Origin of the sequence: Pontibacter ruber, from assembly GCF_023630205.1 — a bacterium.
Taxonomy (GTDB): Bacteria; Bacteroidota; Bacteroidia; order Cytophagales; family Hymenobacteraceae; genus Pontibacter; species Pontibacter ruber.
In genome coordinates this window covers 525,562-541,777 of the sequence record NZ_JALPRR010000002.1, presented here as the reverse complement: position 1 = coordinate 541,777, position 16,216 = coordinate 525,562, and the positions used below count along the sequence as shown (strand labels likewise).

Sequence of the window (16,216 nt, the reverse complement as noted above, 5' to 3'; positions counted from 1 at the left end):
ACTGTTTTGTAAGTTCATCAGTTGTAATTACAACGACAGTGTGACAAAATTAGAAACTAATAGATCTAAAGCAAGAAAAAATAAAAGTTATTATATATAAGTATACTATACTCTACCTCCCCTTCCGGATAATCTACTCCTGTACATACCCGCCCGTTTACCTCGGGTAAGCGGCCGGAACAAATCCTGTTGTAAGCCGTTCTTAAAACATTCGATGCACTTTAAAAACAGCTTCAATTATGGCAAACAACCACAACGAAGGCACCAAATTCCTCAACAGTGTGCTTCAAACGTTTGATTATGCAGCTAGCTTTTCGCGCCTGGATCCGGGTATACTTGCCCAGATCAAAGTATGCAACAGCGTGTATAAAGTTTCTTTTCCGGTAGAAGTAGACGGTAAGATAGAAGTTTATGAAGGGATACGCGTACAGCACAGCCACCATAAACTCCCATCCAAAGGAGGTATTCGATTTAGCATGCAGGTAGACGAGGATGAGGTAAAAGCGCTGGCTACCCTGATGACCTTTAAGTGTGCCGTTGTGGATGTTCCGTTTGGTGGAGCTAAAGGTGGCGTAAAGATAAACCCGCGCACAACTTCTGTTAAAACTCTGGAAAAAGTAACACGCCGCTATGCAGCCGAACTGATCAAAAAAAACCTGATTGGCCCTGGAATGGATGTACCAGCCCCTGATTACGGGACCGGCAGCCGCGAAATGGCCTGGATTGCCGATACCTACCAGGCCATGAAATATGGCGAAACCAACGCTATGGGCTGTGTAACCGGCAAGCCTGTAGGCCAGGGTGGCATCAGGGGGCGGGCCGATGCAACCGGCCTTGGGGTATACTTTGGTTTGCGGGAAGCCTTGCAGGATACAGAGCTGCTGAAAATGGCAGGGCTTGAGGGTTCCTCTATGCAGGGCAAGCGCATGATTGTGCAGGGCCTGGGCAATGTGGGCTTCCACTCGGCAAACTATTGCCAGAAAGATGGAGCCATTATTATTGGCATTGCCGAGCGTGAAGGAGGTATTTACGATGAGAATGGCCTTGACGTAGAAGATGTATTCCGCCACCGAAACGAGACAGGATCCATCCTGAACTATAAGAACGCGCGTAATTTCGAAGACTCAGCCCTCCTGCTGGAGGAACCCTGCGATGTGCTGATTCCTGCGGCCTTGGAGAACCAGATCCATATCGGGAACGCGGAGCGCATCAAAGCGCGGATCATAGCCGAAGGTGCCAATGGCCCGGTTACCCGCGATGCGGAAAAGATCCTGCTGGGGAATGGAATCGTGATTCTGCCGGATCTGTACCTGAATGCAGGCGGTGTTACGGTATCTTATTTCGAGTGGCTGAAGAACCTGTCAAACGTACGTTTCGGACGAATGGGCAAGCGTGCCGAAGAAGCCAGCCATCGCCGTTTGGTTAGTGCCATCGAATCATCGTCCGGCAAAAGCCTGACTACTGCAGAGAAGGCACTTCTGATCCAGGGGGCGGACGAAATCAGCCTAGTACGCTCCGGACTAGAGGATACCATGATCAATGCCTACCACGAGATCAGAGAAGTAATGAAGCAGAAGAACATTCCGGACCTGAGAACGGCTGCGTTTTTATCGGCAATTGAGAAAATCGGGGTAAGCTACGAGGCATTGGGTATTTTCCCTTGATACAGTATTATAAGTATAAATTTCAGGGTCAGGAGGTCGCCGGTACCAGGTGGGTCTCCTGACCTTTTTGTACCTGCGCAAGCCAATCCTGCGCCTCATGCAGCACTGTAAAGTAATTGAACAGTATAAAGCTGTAATTAAGCGATAGCTGAGACGGCTCGTAATTGCTCACAATGGCTTTAAAATGATCTTCTGTAAACACTACCGCAGCATAAATATCGCTGCCAATGCTTTTGTATACTTTTGGATAATATTCGGTATTTAACCAAGCCTCCTGCTCCCGGTCAAAAGGGCCACAGCTTGTAAGATCGGTGCAATAAAAACGTGTGTGCTGTTGCTCTTCCACAAACTGCAGTGCCTTCAGGTAGGCTTCCTTGAAAGCTGCCATCGAGGGCTTTGCCTTCCATTCGATCTGCAAAATCTGCGTTTCTGCAGTATAAACTATGTTTATGATTTGTGTTTGGTAGATCACCATCTTGCAACACGCTTTTGTTTTACAAAGCAATCGAAATATATAAATTTTTGTATTAATTTTCAAATACAAGACAAGTGAAAATTAGGCTTAAACAATACAATAATTTTAATTCTATTTTATTGCACTTATCTGCACATTAACCTCCACACGCTGCCTGTTGGTCATAAATCACTTCTAAATATTCTCACAAATACTTGAACTATTCTGTGCATTTTCCGCTAAAAGATGGAAAAACAGGCAGGTCTTTGCTATGAGTGATTCTAATAACCTGATCATACCTACACTTATACTTGGCATCAGCCTGATGCTAAGCACCCTTATTTTTGCCAGCTTCTGGAGCCAGCGTTACAAGGAAAACCAGACCATAACCGTTACGGGCTCTGCAAAAAGAGAGATAACTTCGGATCTGGGTATTCTGCGCGGCACAATACAGGCCACTGCCGCTACTGCTGAAGAGGCTTACAAGAGCCTGCAACGCCAGCGCCCGGTAGTAATCAACTACCTGAAGCAGCAGGGTTTCCAAGAAGCTGACATCAACCTGATGACCATTAACCTGAACCCTGTATATGAACTCAACAACCAAGGCTTTCCGACAAACCGCGTGCTCGAATACAACGGCAACCAGATGATCGAGGTCAAGTCGCGGGACGTGAAGAAGATCAAAAGCATATCGCTCGACATTACATCGCTTGTAAACCAGGGCATCAGCTTTTCGGTGATGCCGCCGGAGTATTACTACACCAAGTTGGCCGACCTCAAGATAGAAATACAGGCAGATGCCGCTAAAGATGCCCTCAACCGGGCTCAGAAAATAGCAGAAGCCACTGGCAGCACACTGGGGCCGATCTCAAACGCACGGATGGGAGTATTGCAGATCACCCCGGTCAACTCCAACATGGTCTCAGATTATGGTATAAACGACGTTTCTTCGATCGAGAAAGAGATCACAGCTGTGGTCAATGCATCGTTCCGGCTGGATTAAAACCCGGGGGAATGTATAAATACAAAGTATAAAAACAGGAAAGGCTGCCTTTAAGGCAGCCTTTCCTGTTTTTATACTTAAAGGTTGCTGTTAGGCGTTGTTTACCTTCAGCCACTTTCTGTAAATCTTCTCCTGCTGCTCAGTTGGGTTCTGTACGCGCTGGAACTGGTAGCGTACACTTTCATCCTTCACCATCGGGATCTCCAGCTGAACAAGTTTGCCATCGCGGCTCACCAGTACCTGCACCTTCTCCCCTACTTTGCGTCCGTTGATAAAGCTCTTCACATCATCAGCCACACGGTAGCCGTCAATGGCGATCAGCTCATCGTTTACGTTCAGGCCACCGTCCCAGGCACTGCTTCCGCGCGATACGCTTTTAACGATCAGGCGACCGCCTTCTGTGGCAGTAGCGGCTCCCCAGTTTATGTTGTTGCTGCCCTCGTTGGTATTTACCAGTTGCAGGCCGGCAGCCTCGAAGTAGCTGTTGTAGTCAGGGGTTTTTGTGCCGTTTACATAGTCGCGGAAGAAAGCGTCCATCTTTTTACCGGCAAAACGCTCTACCGCCTCCTGAAACTCTGCCTCCGTAAAGCCGCGGTTCAGTTTTTTGTAGTAGCGGTCGTACATGTAACGGAAAACATCGTCCAGGCTTTTTTCACCGGCTGTCGCCTTCATGATCTCCATGTTAAGCAGGTGACCCAGCACCCCGCCTTTGGTATAGTAGGATACTTCGGCATTGTTGGAGTTCTCGTTACGGCGGTAATACTTGATCCAGGCATCCATGCTCGACTCGCTTACCGGCTGGATTTTATTGCCTGGTGTATTCTCTACAGAGTTGATGCTGCCGGCCACCACATCCAGGTAGCGTTGCGGCGTCATTAGGCCGGCTCGTCGCGTGATCAGGTCATCGTAATAACTGGTGATGCCTTCCGACACCCACAGCAGTGTAGTATAGTTTTCTTCGTTGTAGTTGAAGGGGCCCAGCGGAGCCGGGCGCAGGCGTTTCACATTCCAGAGGTGGAAGTACTCGTGTGCCACCAGGCTCATGAAACCTGTATAGCCGCTTTCGGTGCCGTAGCTTGTACGGGTTGTTTGCAGCGTGGTAGAGTTCAGGTGCTCCAGGCCACCGCCGCCACGCTGCAGGTTGTGCACGATAAATACATAGCGGTCTACAGGCAATTCGCCGATAACAGAGATAGCTTCTTCGGTTACTTTCTTCATATCTGCCACCAAGCGATCCGGATCATAGTTTCCTTCGCCGTACATGGCTACTTCGTGCGGCACGCCGCCGGCCGTAAACTGCAGTACTTCGTGGTTACCGATCTCCAGCGGAGAGTCAGCCAGAACATCATAGTTCGGAAAAGTATAGGTGAAGTTGCCGGTACTTTTCAGGCCCGTGGAAACTTTGCTCCACTCCTTGTAAGGCTTTACTACCAGCGTACCGTCTTCTTTCTGGTACCCTTCCGGATACATAAACATGCTGGTTCCGTTCACATAGCCATGCGAGGCATCGATAAAGCTGGTGCGCACGGTAAGCTCAAAAGCGTATACTTTATACTTCACACGCACGGCATCCGCTCTGTTGCTGTACACGCGCCAGGTGTTCTTATCTATCTTTTCGGAGCGCAGGCTTTTGCCGGCTTTATCTGTGGCTGAAAAGCTTTCAACGTTCTTAGCGAACTCCCGCACCAGGTAAGATCCCGGAGCCCATACCGGCATCGTGTAGTCGATGTATTTTTTGCGGGCGCCGGACAGCTCCATTTCTACCTCAAAGTAGTGAGTTTGAGGCTCTGGCATGGATAAAGTATACTTCAGCTCAGCTGCCAGGGCAGCAGCCGCATTGCCAAAGTATAAAAATGCGAGCAGGAAAAGGGCAGGTATAAACCGCTGTTTTTTAAGCATGTTGTTTTAGTGGATTTTAGTTAAAGCAATTGCATTTTACGACAATTACCCTGCTTTTCAAAATCCGCTACGCCTGCAGCAGTACCCTGAAGTATGATTAAGCTTATCCTGCCTTGGCAACGGGGCAGCTATCGAGCCAGGCAGAAGCCTCGGCAAGATCAAAGAAATAGTTGATGATGATAAAGGAGTTATAGCTTTTAAGTCCCAGCAACCCGGCTTCTTTCAGCAGGTAATCATAGCACTTCTCCGACACCACCACGGCCATGTAGTTATCCATGCCCAATGACATCATGATCTGGGGGAAGAGCTGTACCTGTATCCAGGTTTCCTCCTGTTCATTGAGCTCCCCTATCTCTCTGAAATCAAGCAGCCACTGCTTTACCTGATGGCTTTTAGCAAACTCCAGCGCCACCAGTAACCCCCGCCTGAACTCCTGGGAATCCGGCATGGCATGGCACTGCAGGAATAGCCGCTCCTGCGGATCATAATCAACCTCAAACGAATCTGTCTTGTAAACTTCCATCCTTACCAGCGGCTTATCTACGTGCTACAAATATATACCTTATCTTATAAAAATTTTATCTTTTCTGTTAAATAGTTTACATGTGTGCTGTAAAATTGGCGAGCAACCTATTTCCGGGTTCCAATAACTTTTTCTTTTAAGTAAACTATTCAGGCAGTTGCCATTGTTATAGAGATCTGAACAATCTGCTGGATTATAGCGGGTTATTCTAATTAGATGACCAATAAGAGCGCTTAAAAGTTCGTTTGGCACGATATTTAATTGATAAAGTACCTAAACCAGAACCTGACCTATGAAAAAGATACTGTTGCTTATACTTTCGCCTATGCCGCTTCTGGCCTATACATTGTTGCAGGAACCCACTCCGGAGGTTGTTTCTTCCTATGAAGTTCCGAAGGTACAGCAGGTTGTGCTGAAAACATCTGCTCAGAAGGAAAGTGCTGAGGAAGGCAGCTGGTACAGAAAAGGCGACTTAAATGCGATCGTTGATTATGCGCTTTCGCTACAGGGCAGCCCTTATGTGTATGCCGGCACCAGCCCCGACGGCTTTGATTGCTCCGGTTTTATCACGCACGTGTACGATAAATTTAATGTAGACCTTCCACATTCATCGGCTATGCAGTCTGAAGAAGGCATAGAAGTAGACCGATCTGAGGCGCGCCCCGGTGATCTGGTCATTTTTACGGGCACTGACAAATCTGTACGGGAGCCGGGCCATGTGGGCATTGTCATTTCCTCTCCCGGCGATACGGTTTCGTTTGTACACTCCTCTTCCAACGGAGGGGTTAAGATAAGTAAAGTGGAAGGTACCGGGTACGATCAGCGCTTCCTGGAAGTGCGCCGGGTACTGTAAACTCATCAGAACGAGGAGCTTCGGCTTCAAATCTTCCGTTTTCACGTATGCACCTATAGTTATACTATCCGGCTCCGGCCAGGGTATGGCTATAGGTGTTTTTGTTTCAAAAAACGGACAAGATCATGGTTCATCCCTACATCATCAACACCATCAATGCGCTTGTACTGATCGGTGCAGGACTTATCGGCTATTTTGCCAGCCCGGACAAGCCGGTAACAGCACTTGCAGCGCCTGCATTCGGAGTATTGCTGCTGGCCTGCACGCACCACCTGCGTAGGCACAACCGGTTTGTGTTCAACACCGTTACTGCGCTTACGCTGTTAGTCGGATTTGTGGTAGTGGCACGAATCGATCCTGCAAATTTTGAATGGGACCGCCGGCACATACTATACCTGCTGATGGGAGCCAGCTGTTTTATAGCAGCGGCTTTTTATATCGGCACCTTTATTCAGGAGCGCAGACTTCGTAACAACGAAATCTATAAAGAGGACTTATAGGAAAAGAAAAAGCGCCTGATGTAGCCCGTCAAGTTACATCAGACGCTTTAGAATCCTTCAAAATCTTAATAAGCGGCGTCCTGTTGTTCAGGAGCACCATCAGAAAGACCAAAGGGCAATATTGCTGTATTTGCAAACAGCAGATACTACTGTCTACTAAGCCAGCTCACCGTTAGAGTGAATACTATTACCTGGGCTTACTAAGACGACTGATGGATTAGACATAGCACCTCCTTTCTCTTTAGTCCGACATACACCCTGGGCCCCTACCTCAATGTGGGCGGTTCGGACCAGAGCCGTAGCACTCGCTACCTTTTTACTAAGGTAATTTAACGCTTAATAGTTCACAAAGTTTAGCACATATTTTTGTGCGTTCCTGCTTTCTGTTGCCGCATTTTTCCTGGCACCTGCACCTCCAACCATGTCGCAACATGCAACAACATCATAACCAAACACATACCTTGGCACGATAGCTGATAATAGTAGCTAACAACGCGTAGCCATGAATTAAAACCGCAAAGAAGAAAAGTAACTTTTGTGAAAAAATTATTTCAGCTGCCGGGTTTAGAGTTAAACACGCTTGCACAGCATTAAAAAGTGCAGGTTGCACGCGCATGACAATTGCACAAGAATGAATTATTTTTCTTATATTTAGTTGCGCATATTAACACATCAAACCAACCATGAGAAAGTTCCTCCTATCCCTTGTTGTGCTCGTGCTGTTTTCTACAGCAGCCTGGGCTCAGAAAATGTCGCCTGTTGGCATTTGGACCAATGAAGATGGCAAAGCCAAATTTGAGATCTACAAGTGCGGCGACAAGTTATGTGGTAAAATTGTTTCGCTTAAAGAGCCGCTTCGCAACGGAAAACCTAAGAAAGATGACAACAACCCGGATAAAAAGCTGCGCAACCAGCCGCTTCTGGGCCTTGAGTTCCTTAAAGGGTTTGAGTACGAAGGAGATCACAAGTGGGATGATGGCACTATCTACGATCCTGAAAGTGGCAAGACCTATAGCTGCTACATGAAGATGAAAGGCAAAGACCAGATGGAGGTAAAAGGGTATATCGGTATTTCCCTGATCGGAAGGTCTCAGAACTGGACCCGGGTGAATTAGTAACTCCTACTACCAGTAGTATAAAACAAACAAAGGTTAGCAAAATCGCTAACCTTTGTTTTTCTAACCCTTTACAGTCTAATAAACTCCGTTAACAGACAAAAGGTTATAGGGTTTCAAAAGAAACCTGTTTTCTTATAAGTTTTTACAGGGATAGTTTAAAATACCTGCAATATTTTATACTCTTTGTCCCGGAAAGTGAAGGTATCGCCTGTGGTTTTGCCTTCCATGGCCTTGTACAAAGGCGACATACCGGAGATGGCATAGAACGAATCGCCGTCTACTTTAATCTCACCTAAGCTTACCCCAATAAAGTAGTTCTGCAAATCAGTCTGCACCACGGCTCCCGGCGACACTTCACTGTTGAGCTTGGTAGCATTGATGCGACGCAAAACCCCCATCGTAGTCATAAGTTCGTCGAGCTGCCTGGCATACATGTCGCGTTGTATCTGGCAGGCTTCGCGAAAAGATTCGAACTTATCTTCAATTGCGCCCTGGTGCTCGTTAGCACTCTCCTGTGCTTCGTCCATGGCGTCTTTGGCTGCTTTTATCTGCAGATTCAGCAATCTGGAGCATTCCTGCAGCAGCTTTTTCTTTACTTCGAGTTCTTGTGTCAGCATTACGTTTAAGGACATAAATCTTTTCTTTACATAGTTTACAGTATGCCATGCCTCCCAGGCCATACTTACTCAGGCAGGGCTAATAGTTACATTATAGAACTGAATATACATTAAATTATTTTTTTCTGCACTAAATAAATTTTGATACGAGAAATCGTGCAGGTAAGTGATAAACTATTTTATGACCTGTATGTTTTAGGAGTAAATTTCAGATGCCGTTTAACGAATATTTAAAGCAATTGTTGGGATGGGGAAGCACGTCTCCTACCTGTAAAAAGCTAACGCGCCAAACAGCGTTTGTAAATGCCTATCAGCAGTGGGTGAATGCAAAAACTTATCTCAACTGGACCCCGTTGTTTTACAAAGCGTACCACTACCAGAAAGCCGGTATAACAGGTAAGTTGCGGGTGCAACTAGTAGAGGAGCATAACCTGAATGGCGTTGTTATTTTCTTTGACCCAACTATAGGCGCGGAAAATTTTACTTATCTTTTTGAATTGCTGAAAGACCGGTTGCTGCAAGTAGGTTATACGTTGCACAGTTCTGACCAGCATGTGACCCGGCATCAACGCTATACCGAACTGATCGAAAAGTACTTCCTGACTCCTCCGGCCGCTGATGTAGCCGGTACCAACCTCTGCAACCAACTGTACGGAAATATATTGCTCGACCAGGTAAAAGTGAACGGGCGACCGGGGTACATCCGCTTTGTAGCAAATGCTTACGCCGATGCCTTTTTCAGTGAGCCACTCCCCTTCAACGAGCTGCTGGAAAAAGTATTGCAGCCGGATGAAGCCCCTCCTGTGCCCGATCAAAAATAATTACGATCAAACAACAACTTTTACTGCAGAAGAATGTAACAAAGCTTATATTGCTTTATCTGTTTTAAATATCAGCAGAAACTGATATGTTGAGGTAGTTTTCTGTTTATATCACCCAAAGTTACATCTGATGAGGCTACGTTTACTTCTTCTTTCTCTCCTTATACTTCTTGCTACTCATGTAAATGCTACTCATATAGTGGGCGGTGAATTTGAAATGCGCCATATTGCAGGAGCCAACTACAGACTCACGCTTAATTTATACTTTGATGTGGTGAATGGCGACCCGGGTGCACTCGATCGTTTCATTACGGTTAACTTTTTTGATAAAGGCACCAACCGCCTAATGATGTCCCAGGAAATGACGATCCGGTCGCAGGAACTGGTAAAGTATACCAGCATCGATTGTACAAGCGATAAGCTGGTAACGCGTAAGATCGTCTACTACGAAGACATTGTGTTGCCTTCGAATGTGTTCAATAACCAGCTGGGCTACTATGTGGTGTGGGAGCGCTGTTGCCGCAACAGAACGATCAGTAACATTGTGCAGCCGGAGGATGCTGCGCAGGCTTTTTACATGGAATTTCCACCGGTTGTGAAAGGAGGCAGCCCTTTTATTAACTCCTCTCCTGTTCTGTTTCCGCCCCTGAGCGATTATGCCTGCGTAAACGAGCTTTTCTACTACGATTTCAGCGGTACCGACCCCGACCGGGATTCGCTGGTTTACGACATGGTAACCCCTTTAAATGGCTATACAGACCGTTTTGTACCCGTCATCACCAACCAGGTGCCGCGCCCGGCGCCCTACCCTGAGATCAGGTGGGGAAATAGCTATGGCCGGGGCAACCAGATAAATGGATCGCCCCCGATGAGCATCGAAGCCCAAACCGGCAGGCTAACGGTAAAACCGGCCACTACCGGGCTCTTTGTGTTTGGGGTACGCTGCCAGGAATACCGGAATGGCGTAAAAATAGGCGAAGTACGGCGCGATTTCCAACTGCTGGTACTCGACTGCCCGCGCAACGAAAGCCCCGTTGTAAAGGCTCAGGAACGCGGCATAGGCTCCAGCTACAAAGAAGGCGAAGTGTTGCGCATTGACCCCAACGGTACACGCTGCATCGATATCCAGTACACAGACCCGGACCCTGACGAGCCGCTCGTACTTACGGCACGGCCGGTAAACTTCTCGAACACTACGTTCACGTTCAGCGGCACTACCAGCGGCACTGTAAACACGGGCGGCGGCAACAATGTGTTAACGGCCTCCCTCTGCTTTCCGAAATGTTTTGATACCGAAGGAAAAGTATACCAGATCGATCTTATTGCGCGGGACAACGGGTGCAGCCTGCCCCGGCAGGACACGCTCCGGGTCAGCTTTGTGATAGACCCACTTCCTAACAATCCTCCGGCTATCAGCCTTACCACCCCTGACCGCATCTTCACGGTACGAGAAGGAGATGTGCTTAACTTTGATGTGATCGGTACAGATGCCGACAACGAAGAAGTGACGCTCTCAGCAGTGGGGAAAGACTTTGATCTTGCTACCCGTAAAATTACCTTTCCCAACAACCGTGGTATTGGTAGGGTAACCTCCCCTTTTAACTGGCAGATCGATTGCGAAGCCATGCGGCAGAAAGTATACCTGATCGAATTCCAGGTCACGTCCATTGTTTGTGACAAGCCTGTGACCCGGACAGAACTGATAGAAGTACGGACAGAATACCCGAACCAGATCCCAGAAATCTCTTCTGACAAGCAAGTATTGACCTTTGAGCTGGACCTGAACGAGCCTTTTGAGGCTAAGCTGTTTGGCAAAGACCTGGACCCGCACCAGATAGACCTACTTGCCAGCGGCAACGGGTTTACGCTGGAAGAACTGGGTATGAGCTTTACCTCAACGGGTGGCAAGGGCAGCGCCGAAGGACTTTTTAAATGGACAGCCAATTGCGATGCTTTCCTGAAGGGGGATGTGCGGGTAACATTTGCACTGAAGGAGACAGCCTGCGTTTCGTCTCCGGACCAGACACTGACGATGGAGTTTAAGGTAAAGGCACCCGACCTGCAGGCTTTTCTCCCGGCAAACATCTTCACGCCGAATGGCGATGGGCTCAACGACTTTTTTGAAATGCCAACGCTACCCGAAACAACATGTACCGGCACTTTTGAAAGTATAAAGATATTCAACCGCTGGGGGAAGGAAGTATACTCGAGCAACAGGAACGCATTTCGCTGGGATGGGCAGGGTGTAAACGATGGCGTTTACTATTACGTGATCGACTACCGGTCCGAAAAATTCAGGGGAGCCGTTACGCTGGTCCGGTAATCTCAGGCCATGAACAGGAACACCAGGTAAAGGCCAAGCCACAGGAAATCCATGAAGTTCCAGTAACTGCGGAGCATGTTTAACTGCAGGCGCCTGTACGGGTCACGGATGTAGATAAGGCTGCGGACACTGTCTGCTGCCACATGGGCGGTCTTAAAGAAAAGAAATGCCAGAAAGATGATGCCTCCGAGCAGGTGCAACAGGTGCAGCGCTGTGATAAGGTATAAATAAGTGCCGGACGTTTTGCCGGTAAAATGGATGTCAGTCGCAGCCATCTCACGCCACCCGATCAGCTGCGCACCTATAAATGCGATGCCCAGGCCTAATGTGAGACCCAAATAGCGGGTCATTTTGTTCAGCTTGTCTTTTTTGTAGATGCCGGGCACCCGGCTTAAGGTATAACTGCTGAAGAGCAGCAGTACGGTGCTGATACTAAAAAAGCGGGGTAGTTTAAAGTTTTCGTAGTCTAAGCCGCCGGTCCTGATGAAGGCGATGACCAGAATAAAAAAGAGCACGCCGATACCGGTCATACTGAGGTAAAGCAACATGCGTATCGGGTGCATGTGCTCAATCCTGCTAAAAGCCGACCGTTCCCTCGCGTCTACTTTATTTTTTTTATCCGGATCCATTCGTTCACTCGCTTGCCGGCTCATGCTTTAGGGCCGGTGCTCTGATCAATTTTTACACTTTCTGTAACTATATCTGTATACCATTATAGCCGCGGTATAGTTTTGGATTCAACCCACTAAATTCATAATAAACACACCTTTTATACTTCTGTAAACAAGCCAGCCGTACTATTGTTTCTTCTGAAAGAGAGCAGAATGTCCTGTGTTGTCAGGCCACACGTACAGCTATCTTTCTGTTGGTTTTTGCGTTAGATAATTATACTTCAACTCATGCCTCCTATGGTAAAAAAGCTACTCTTCTGCCTGCTGTTTCTGCTGATGGCCACCTCTCCTTTTGCCTTCTCACAATCAAGGGAACCCTTTACCAGCAACAACACCATTTTCATTACCATCGAAGGCTTTAAAAGCAATTACGATTTTGCTTCTAAAAACCTGTTGGTACGTTACAACAAAGACACAAAGAAGCTGGAGTGCCTGCTGGCCTTCAGCAGCCTGATCGCCGCCAACGACTCTACCCCGATTGTGATGGCACAGGACCTTTTTTATACTTCCCGGTACCCGGAACTGTACATCGAAATTGAGGCTCCCGTGGAGCAGATCAACGCCAGAAATATGGCCGTTAACACAAAGAACAGCCGGTTCGTTATGTCACTACAGGGGGTACCCCTCGAAATGACCGTACCCGTCCAGTATACGCCCGAGGAGCAAGCCATTACCTTCAGCACCAGTTTTGATGTGCTGATGGAAAGATACCGGCTCAGTCTGCCTGCAAAGTACATTCCGAGGCTCACTGGCCGCATTTTTTTCACCATCAGCAATGCCCGATGGATGGACATGCAGAAATGAAAGCTGTTTCAGAATCCCTTTCACCTTATACAGCTGTTAGCCAGGTAAGGGCTACCTTTCACACCGTACGCTTATACCTGCTAACCTTTCTCCTGCTGATCGGCAGCCTTGATGCCAGTGCGCAGAAAGTTGCCGTGGTGCTTAGTGGAGGCGGAGCAAAAGGCATTGCGCATGTTGGCGTGCTGCGGGCTCTGGAAGAGCACAACATCCCCATTGACTACATTGTAGGTACTTCCATGGGTGGCATAGTAGGCTCGCTGTACGCAGCCGGATACTCCCCTGCCGAGATCGAGTACCTGGTGAACACAGAAGCTTTCCAGCTGTGGGCAGCCGGCAAACCAGAGCAGAACTACCTGTATAACTTTGCTGCCCCGGATACCAACCCTTCGCTTCTGAAACTGCATGTTGCCATCGACTCTACGCTGCAGGCCCGCCTTACCTCCAACATCGTAAACGATGCCTCCCTTAACTTCGCGCTGGCCCAGCTGATGGCGCAGCCCGCCGCACGCGCCAACTATAACTTCGACAAACTGATGGTGCCGTTTCGTTGTGTGGCCGCCGATATTTATACCCAGCAACAGGTTATCCTGCGCGAAGGCCAGCTGGCAGACGCCGTGCGGGCCACCCTGACAGTGCCGCTCTTCTTCAGGGCCATCCGGATCAACAGGCGCTTACTTTATGACGGGGGACTCTACAATAACTTCCCGGTAGATGTGGCGCAACGCGAGTTCGACCCCGACATTATCATAGGCGTGAACGTTTCGTCTAAAGTATACAAAGAGTACCCGTATGGCGAAGATGAGTTTGATCTGGCACACACGCTCATGTATGCGATGATGTCCAACTCTGACTCGTCGGCTCTGGGCAAGAACGGCATCTACCTTCAGCCCGATATTGGTAACCTTACCTCGCTGGACTTCAAGAACGTGGAGGAGCTGTTTACTGCCGGTTACGACGAGGCCATGAAGAAAATGGAGCTGATCCGGCAACGAATCCAAAGGCGCTCCAGCCCCGAAGGCCTTACCCGCAAGCGGGAGCAGTTCCGAAATGGCTTCAAAAACCTTGCCTTCGAAGACATCGAGATCAGAGGACTTGCCAAAGAAAATGAAAAGAGCTACGTCCGGAAGTTCTTCCGTAAGGAGAACACCGATTACTCCATACAGGAGGTAAAAACAGGGTATTTCCGCCTGGCTTCGGCTAATAATTTCCGGAACCTCTACCCTACTTTCCAGTACAATGCCGCAACCCAGAAGTATAAACTGTTACTGGACCTGCAGAAGGAAGAAGACCTGAAGCTGTCGGTAGGCGGTGTGCTTGCCTCCAGGCCCATCGACAACATTTTTGCCGGGCTGGAATACAACCTGCTGGGGCGCAGGCTTTATACCTTATCGGCAAGTTTTAACACAGGCCGTTTTTACCAGGCTGCCAACGTGCGCACGCGGGTGGATGTGCCCGCCCGGCACCCTTTTTACCTGGAGCCTGCCTTTACCTACAACAACTGGAATTACCTTTCTACTACCGGTTTTCTGCTGGAGCGCAACAAGCTGCCTTTTATTGAACAAACCGACCGCAGCTATGCCCTGAACCTGGGGATCACCAACTCCTACAAAGACAAGCTGGTGCTCAGCACAGCTTTTGCCCAGACTATCGACCGCTACAGCAACCGCTTTACCATCGTGAACACCGACACCCTCGATAAAACCTACTTTAATGCGTTTACCTCTGCCCTTACCTTCCGGCGTGGTAACCTGAATCGCAAACAATATGCATCGGCAGGGCGTGAGTTTTCTTCTTCTGTGCGTTATATTAACGGTACCGAAAAGTATGAGCCCGGTTCCACCGCCTTCAGCCAGCGCAAAACCATGCAGGAGCACGAATGGCTGCGCCTGAAGCTGAGCTATGAGCGCTACATTGGAGAAGGGGCGCACCGTTTCGGCTATCTGCTGGAGGGTGTTGTTTCTTCTCAACCCTTCTTCCAGAACTACCGGGCCTCCGTTATAGCGGCTCCAGCCTTTACGCCCCTCTCCGACAGCAAAACCTTGTTCCTAGACAACTTCCGCAGCCACCAGTATGCGGCTGGCGGCCTCAGGTACATTTACCTGCTCAGCAACCGTTTCGAGGTGCGTACCGAAGGATATGTGTTTCAGCCCTACAAGCCCCTGCAACAGGATGCCGACCAACGGCCCTACTATGGCTCCACTTTTACCGGCACCGGTCTTATTGGCAACGCCAGCGTGGTTTACCATAGCTTGCTGGGGCCCGTGGCGCTCAACCTTAACTACTACAGCGACGATTCCAAGCGCTGGGGTGTGCTCTTCCACCTGGGCTACCTGCTCTTCCAGGATCGGGCCCTTGACTGATCGCCACAAAGTATAAACCAGCACGTAATTTCCTGCTGTTAAATAAAGGTTTTTGCTATATTTACCCACATCAACCTCATCCCGGACTGTTTATGAAGAAAACGTTCATCATGTTACTTGCGGCTGCGGCACTGTACGGCTGCAACCAATCCAAGCCGGCCACAGAAGCTGTGGATGCAAATACTCCAACAGAAGCTACTTCCGCCACAACGTATGGGGCAACCTTTGCCGAAGAAAATGTAATTCCGGCTTCAGAGCTGCAGCAGAAAGCAGCCAACCAGGACTCTTTGCTTGCTACCGTAAGTGCCGAAGTGGTGGAAAGCTGCCAGTCCAAGGGCTGCTGGATGGACGTAAAGCTCACCGACGGAAGCAACATGAAAGTAACTTTCCGGGACTATGGTTTCTTTTTGCCGGTAGAGGACCTGAAAGGCAGAACCGTGGTATTTACAGGCACTGCTAAACGCGAGGTGGTGTCGGTAGACGATCAGCGCCATTACGCACAGGATGCCGGCAAATCAGAGGCAGAGATTGCTGCTATCACGGCTCCAAAAGAAGAACTTCGCTTCGTAGCCGATGGCGTTATCCTGAAGTAACAGTTTATACTTT

Annotated in this window: 15 protein-coding genes; 10 read left to right on the top strand and 5 right to left on the bottom strand. The window is 48.6% G+C overall.

The window, feature by feature from the left end; all coding sequences use genetic code 11:
- The first annotated feature begins 239 nt into the window (after nt 1-239).
- Nucleotides 240-1,664: a Glu/Leu/Phe/Val family dehydrogenase gene (locus MJ611_RS09165; protein ID WP_250429391.1), complete on the top strand. Its 1,425-nt coding sequence runs from the start codon at nt 240-242 to the stop codon at nt 1,662-1,664.
- A gap of 28 nt (nt 1,665-1,692) precedes the next feature.
- On the opposite strand, the gene MJ611_RS09160 is transcribed toward MJ611_RS09165, so the two are convergent.
- Nucleotides 1,693-2,139, bottom strand: coding sequence for a hypothetical protein (locus MJ611_RS09160; RefSeq protein WP_250429390.1), 447 nt, complete (start codon nt 2,137-2,139; stop codon nt 1,693-1,695).
- A 250-nt stretch (nt 2,140-2,389) separates the two neighbouring features.
- Here MJ611_RS09160 and MJ611_RS09155 point away from each other — a divergent pair, with 250 nt between their 5' ends.
- A complete protein-coding gene (locus MJ611_RS09155) occupies nt 2,390-3,121 on the top strand; it encodes an SIMPL domain-containing protein (RefSeq protein ID WP_250429389.1) in 732 nt (243 codons plus the stop codon).
- Nucleotides 3,122-3,211: 90 nt separating this feature from the next.
- Here the strand turns inward: MJ611_RS09155 and MJ611_RS09150 are convergent, their stop codons facing one another.
- Both MJ611_RS09150 and MJ611_RS09145 read right to left on the bottom strand, forming a co-directional pair.
- Nucleotides 3,212-5,020, bottom strand: a complete 1,809-nt coding sequence (locus MJ611_RS09150; protein ID WP_250429388.1) for a M61 family metallopeptidase — start codon at nt 5,018-5,020, stop codon at nt 3,212-3,214.
- A gap of 103 nt (nt 5,021-5,123) precedes the next feature.
- Nucleotides 5,124-5,543 carry a hypothetical protein gene (locus tag MJ611_RS09145; RefSeq protein ID WP_250429387.1) on the bottom strand — a complete coding sequence of 140 codons (420 nt, stop codon included), beginning with the start codon at nt 5,541-5,543 and terminating at the stop codon, nt 5,124-5,126.
- 292 nt (nt 5,544-5,835) lie between these two features.
- Here MJ611_RS09145 and MJ611_RS09140 point away from each other — a divergent pair, with 292 nt between their 5' ends.
- From MJ611_RS09140 to MJ611_RS09130, 3 genes are all read left to right on the top strand, one after another.
- Entirely contained in the window at nt 5,836-6,396 is a 561-nt protein-coding gene (locus MJ611_RS09140; protein WP_250429385.1) for a C40 family peptidase, read from the top strand.
- A gap of 125 nt (nt 6,397-6,521) precedes the next feature.
- Nucleotides 6,522-6,896 (top strand): hypothetical protein, encoded by a 375-nt coding sequence (locus MJ611_RS09135; protein ID WP_250429383.1) that lies wholly within the window; start codon nt 6,522-6,524, stop codon nt 6,894-6,896.
- Nucleotides 6,897-7,579: 683 nt separating this feature from the next.
- Nucleotides 7,580-8,011: a DUF2147 domain-containing protein gene (locus MJ611_RS09130; RefSeq protein ID WP_250429382.1), complete on the top strand. Its 432-nt coding sequence runs from the start codon at nt 7,580-7,582 to the stop codon at nt 8,009-8,011.
- A gap of 158 nt (nt 8,012-8,169) precedes the next feature.
- Here the strand turns inward: MJ611_RS09130 and MJ611_RS09125 are convergent, their stop codons facing one another.
- On the bottom strand, nt 8,170-8,646 hold the full coding sequence (locus tag MJ611_RS09125) for a GreA/GreB family elongation factor (RefSeq protein WP_250429381.1): 477 nt from the start codon (nt 8,644-8,646) through the stop codon (nt 8,170-8,172).
- 197 nt (nt 8,647-8,843) lie between these two features.
- Between MJ611_RS09125 and MJ611_RS09120 the strand changes: the two genes are divergently transcribed.
- Together MJ611_RS09120 and MJ611_RS09115 are read left to right on the top strand one after the other, a co-directional pair.
- Nucleotides 8,844-9,452, top strand: a complete 609-nt coding sequence (locus MJ611_RS09120) for a hypothetical protein (protein ID WP_250429379.1) — start codon at nt 8,844-8,846, stop codon at nt 9,450-9,452.
- A gap of 130 nt (nt 9,453-9,582) precedes the next feature.
- Nucleotides 9,583-11,775: a gliding motility-associated C-terminal domain-containing protein gene (locus MJ611_RS09115; protein ID WP_250429377.1), complete on the top strand. Its 2,193-nt coding sequence runs from the start codon at nt 9,583-9,585 to the stop codon at nt 11,773-11,775.
- 2 nt (nt 11,776-11,777) lie between these two features.
- Here the strand turns inward: MJ611_RS09115 and MJ611_RS09110 are convergent, their stop codons facing one another.
- A complete protein-coding gene (locus tag MJ611_RS09110; RefSeq protein ID WP_250429375.1) occupies nt 11,778-12,428 on the bottom strand; it encodes a cytochrome c oxidase subunit 3 in 651 nt (216 codons plus the stop codon).
- Nucleotides 12,429-12,683: 255 nt separating this feature from the next.
- Here MJ611_RS09110 and MJ611_RS09105 point away from each other — a divergent pair, with 255 nt between their 5' ends.
- The 3 genes from MJ611_RS09105 to MJ611_RS09095 all read left to right on the top strand — a co-directional run bounded on the left by MJ611_RS09105 (nt 12,684) and on the right by MJ611_RS09095 (nt 16,203).
- A complete protein-coding gene (locus MJ611_RS09105; RefSeq protein ID WP_250429373.1) occupies nt 12,684-13,250 on the top strand; it encodes a hypothetical protein in 567 nt (188 codons plus the stop codon).
- Nucleotides 13,229-15,610 carry a patatin-like phospholipase family protein gene (locus MJ611_RS09100; RefSeq protein ID WP_250429372.1) on the top strand — a complete coding sequence of 794 codons (2,382 nt, stop codon included), beginning with the start codon at nt 13,229-13,231 and terminating at the stop codon, nt 15,608-15,610. Before MJ611_RS09105 ends, MJ611_RS09100 begins: the two co-directional genes overlap by 22 nt.
- Nucleotides 15,611-15,702: 92 nt before the next feature.
- The gene (locus tag MJ611_RS09095) at nt 15,703-16,203 is read left to right on the top strand and encodes a DUF4920 domain-containing protein (RefSeq protein WP_250429370.1); all 501 of its coding nucleotides are present in this window, start codon (nt 15,703-15,705) and stop codon (nt 16,201-16,203) included.
- The last annotated feature ends 13 nt before the right edge of the window (nt 16,204-16,216 follow it).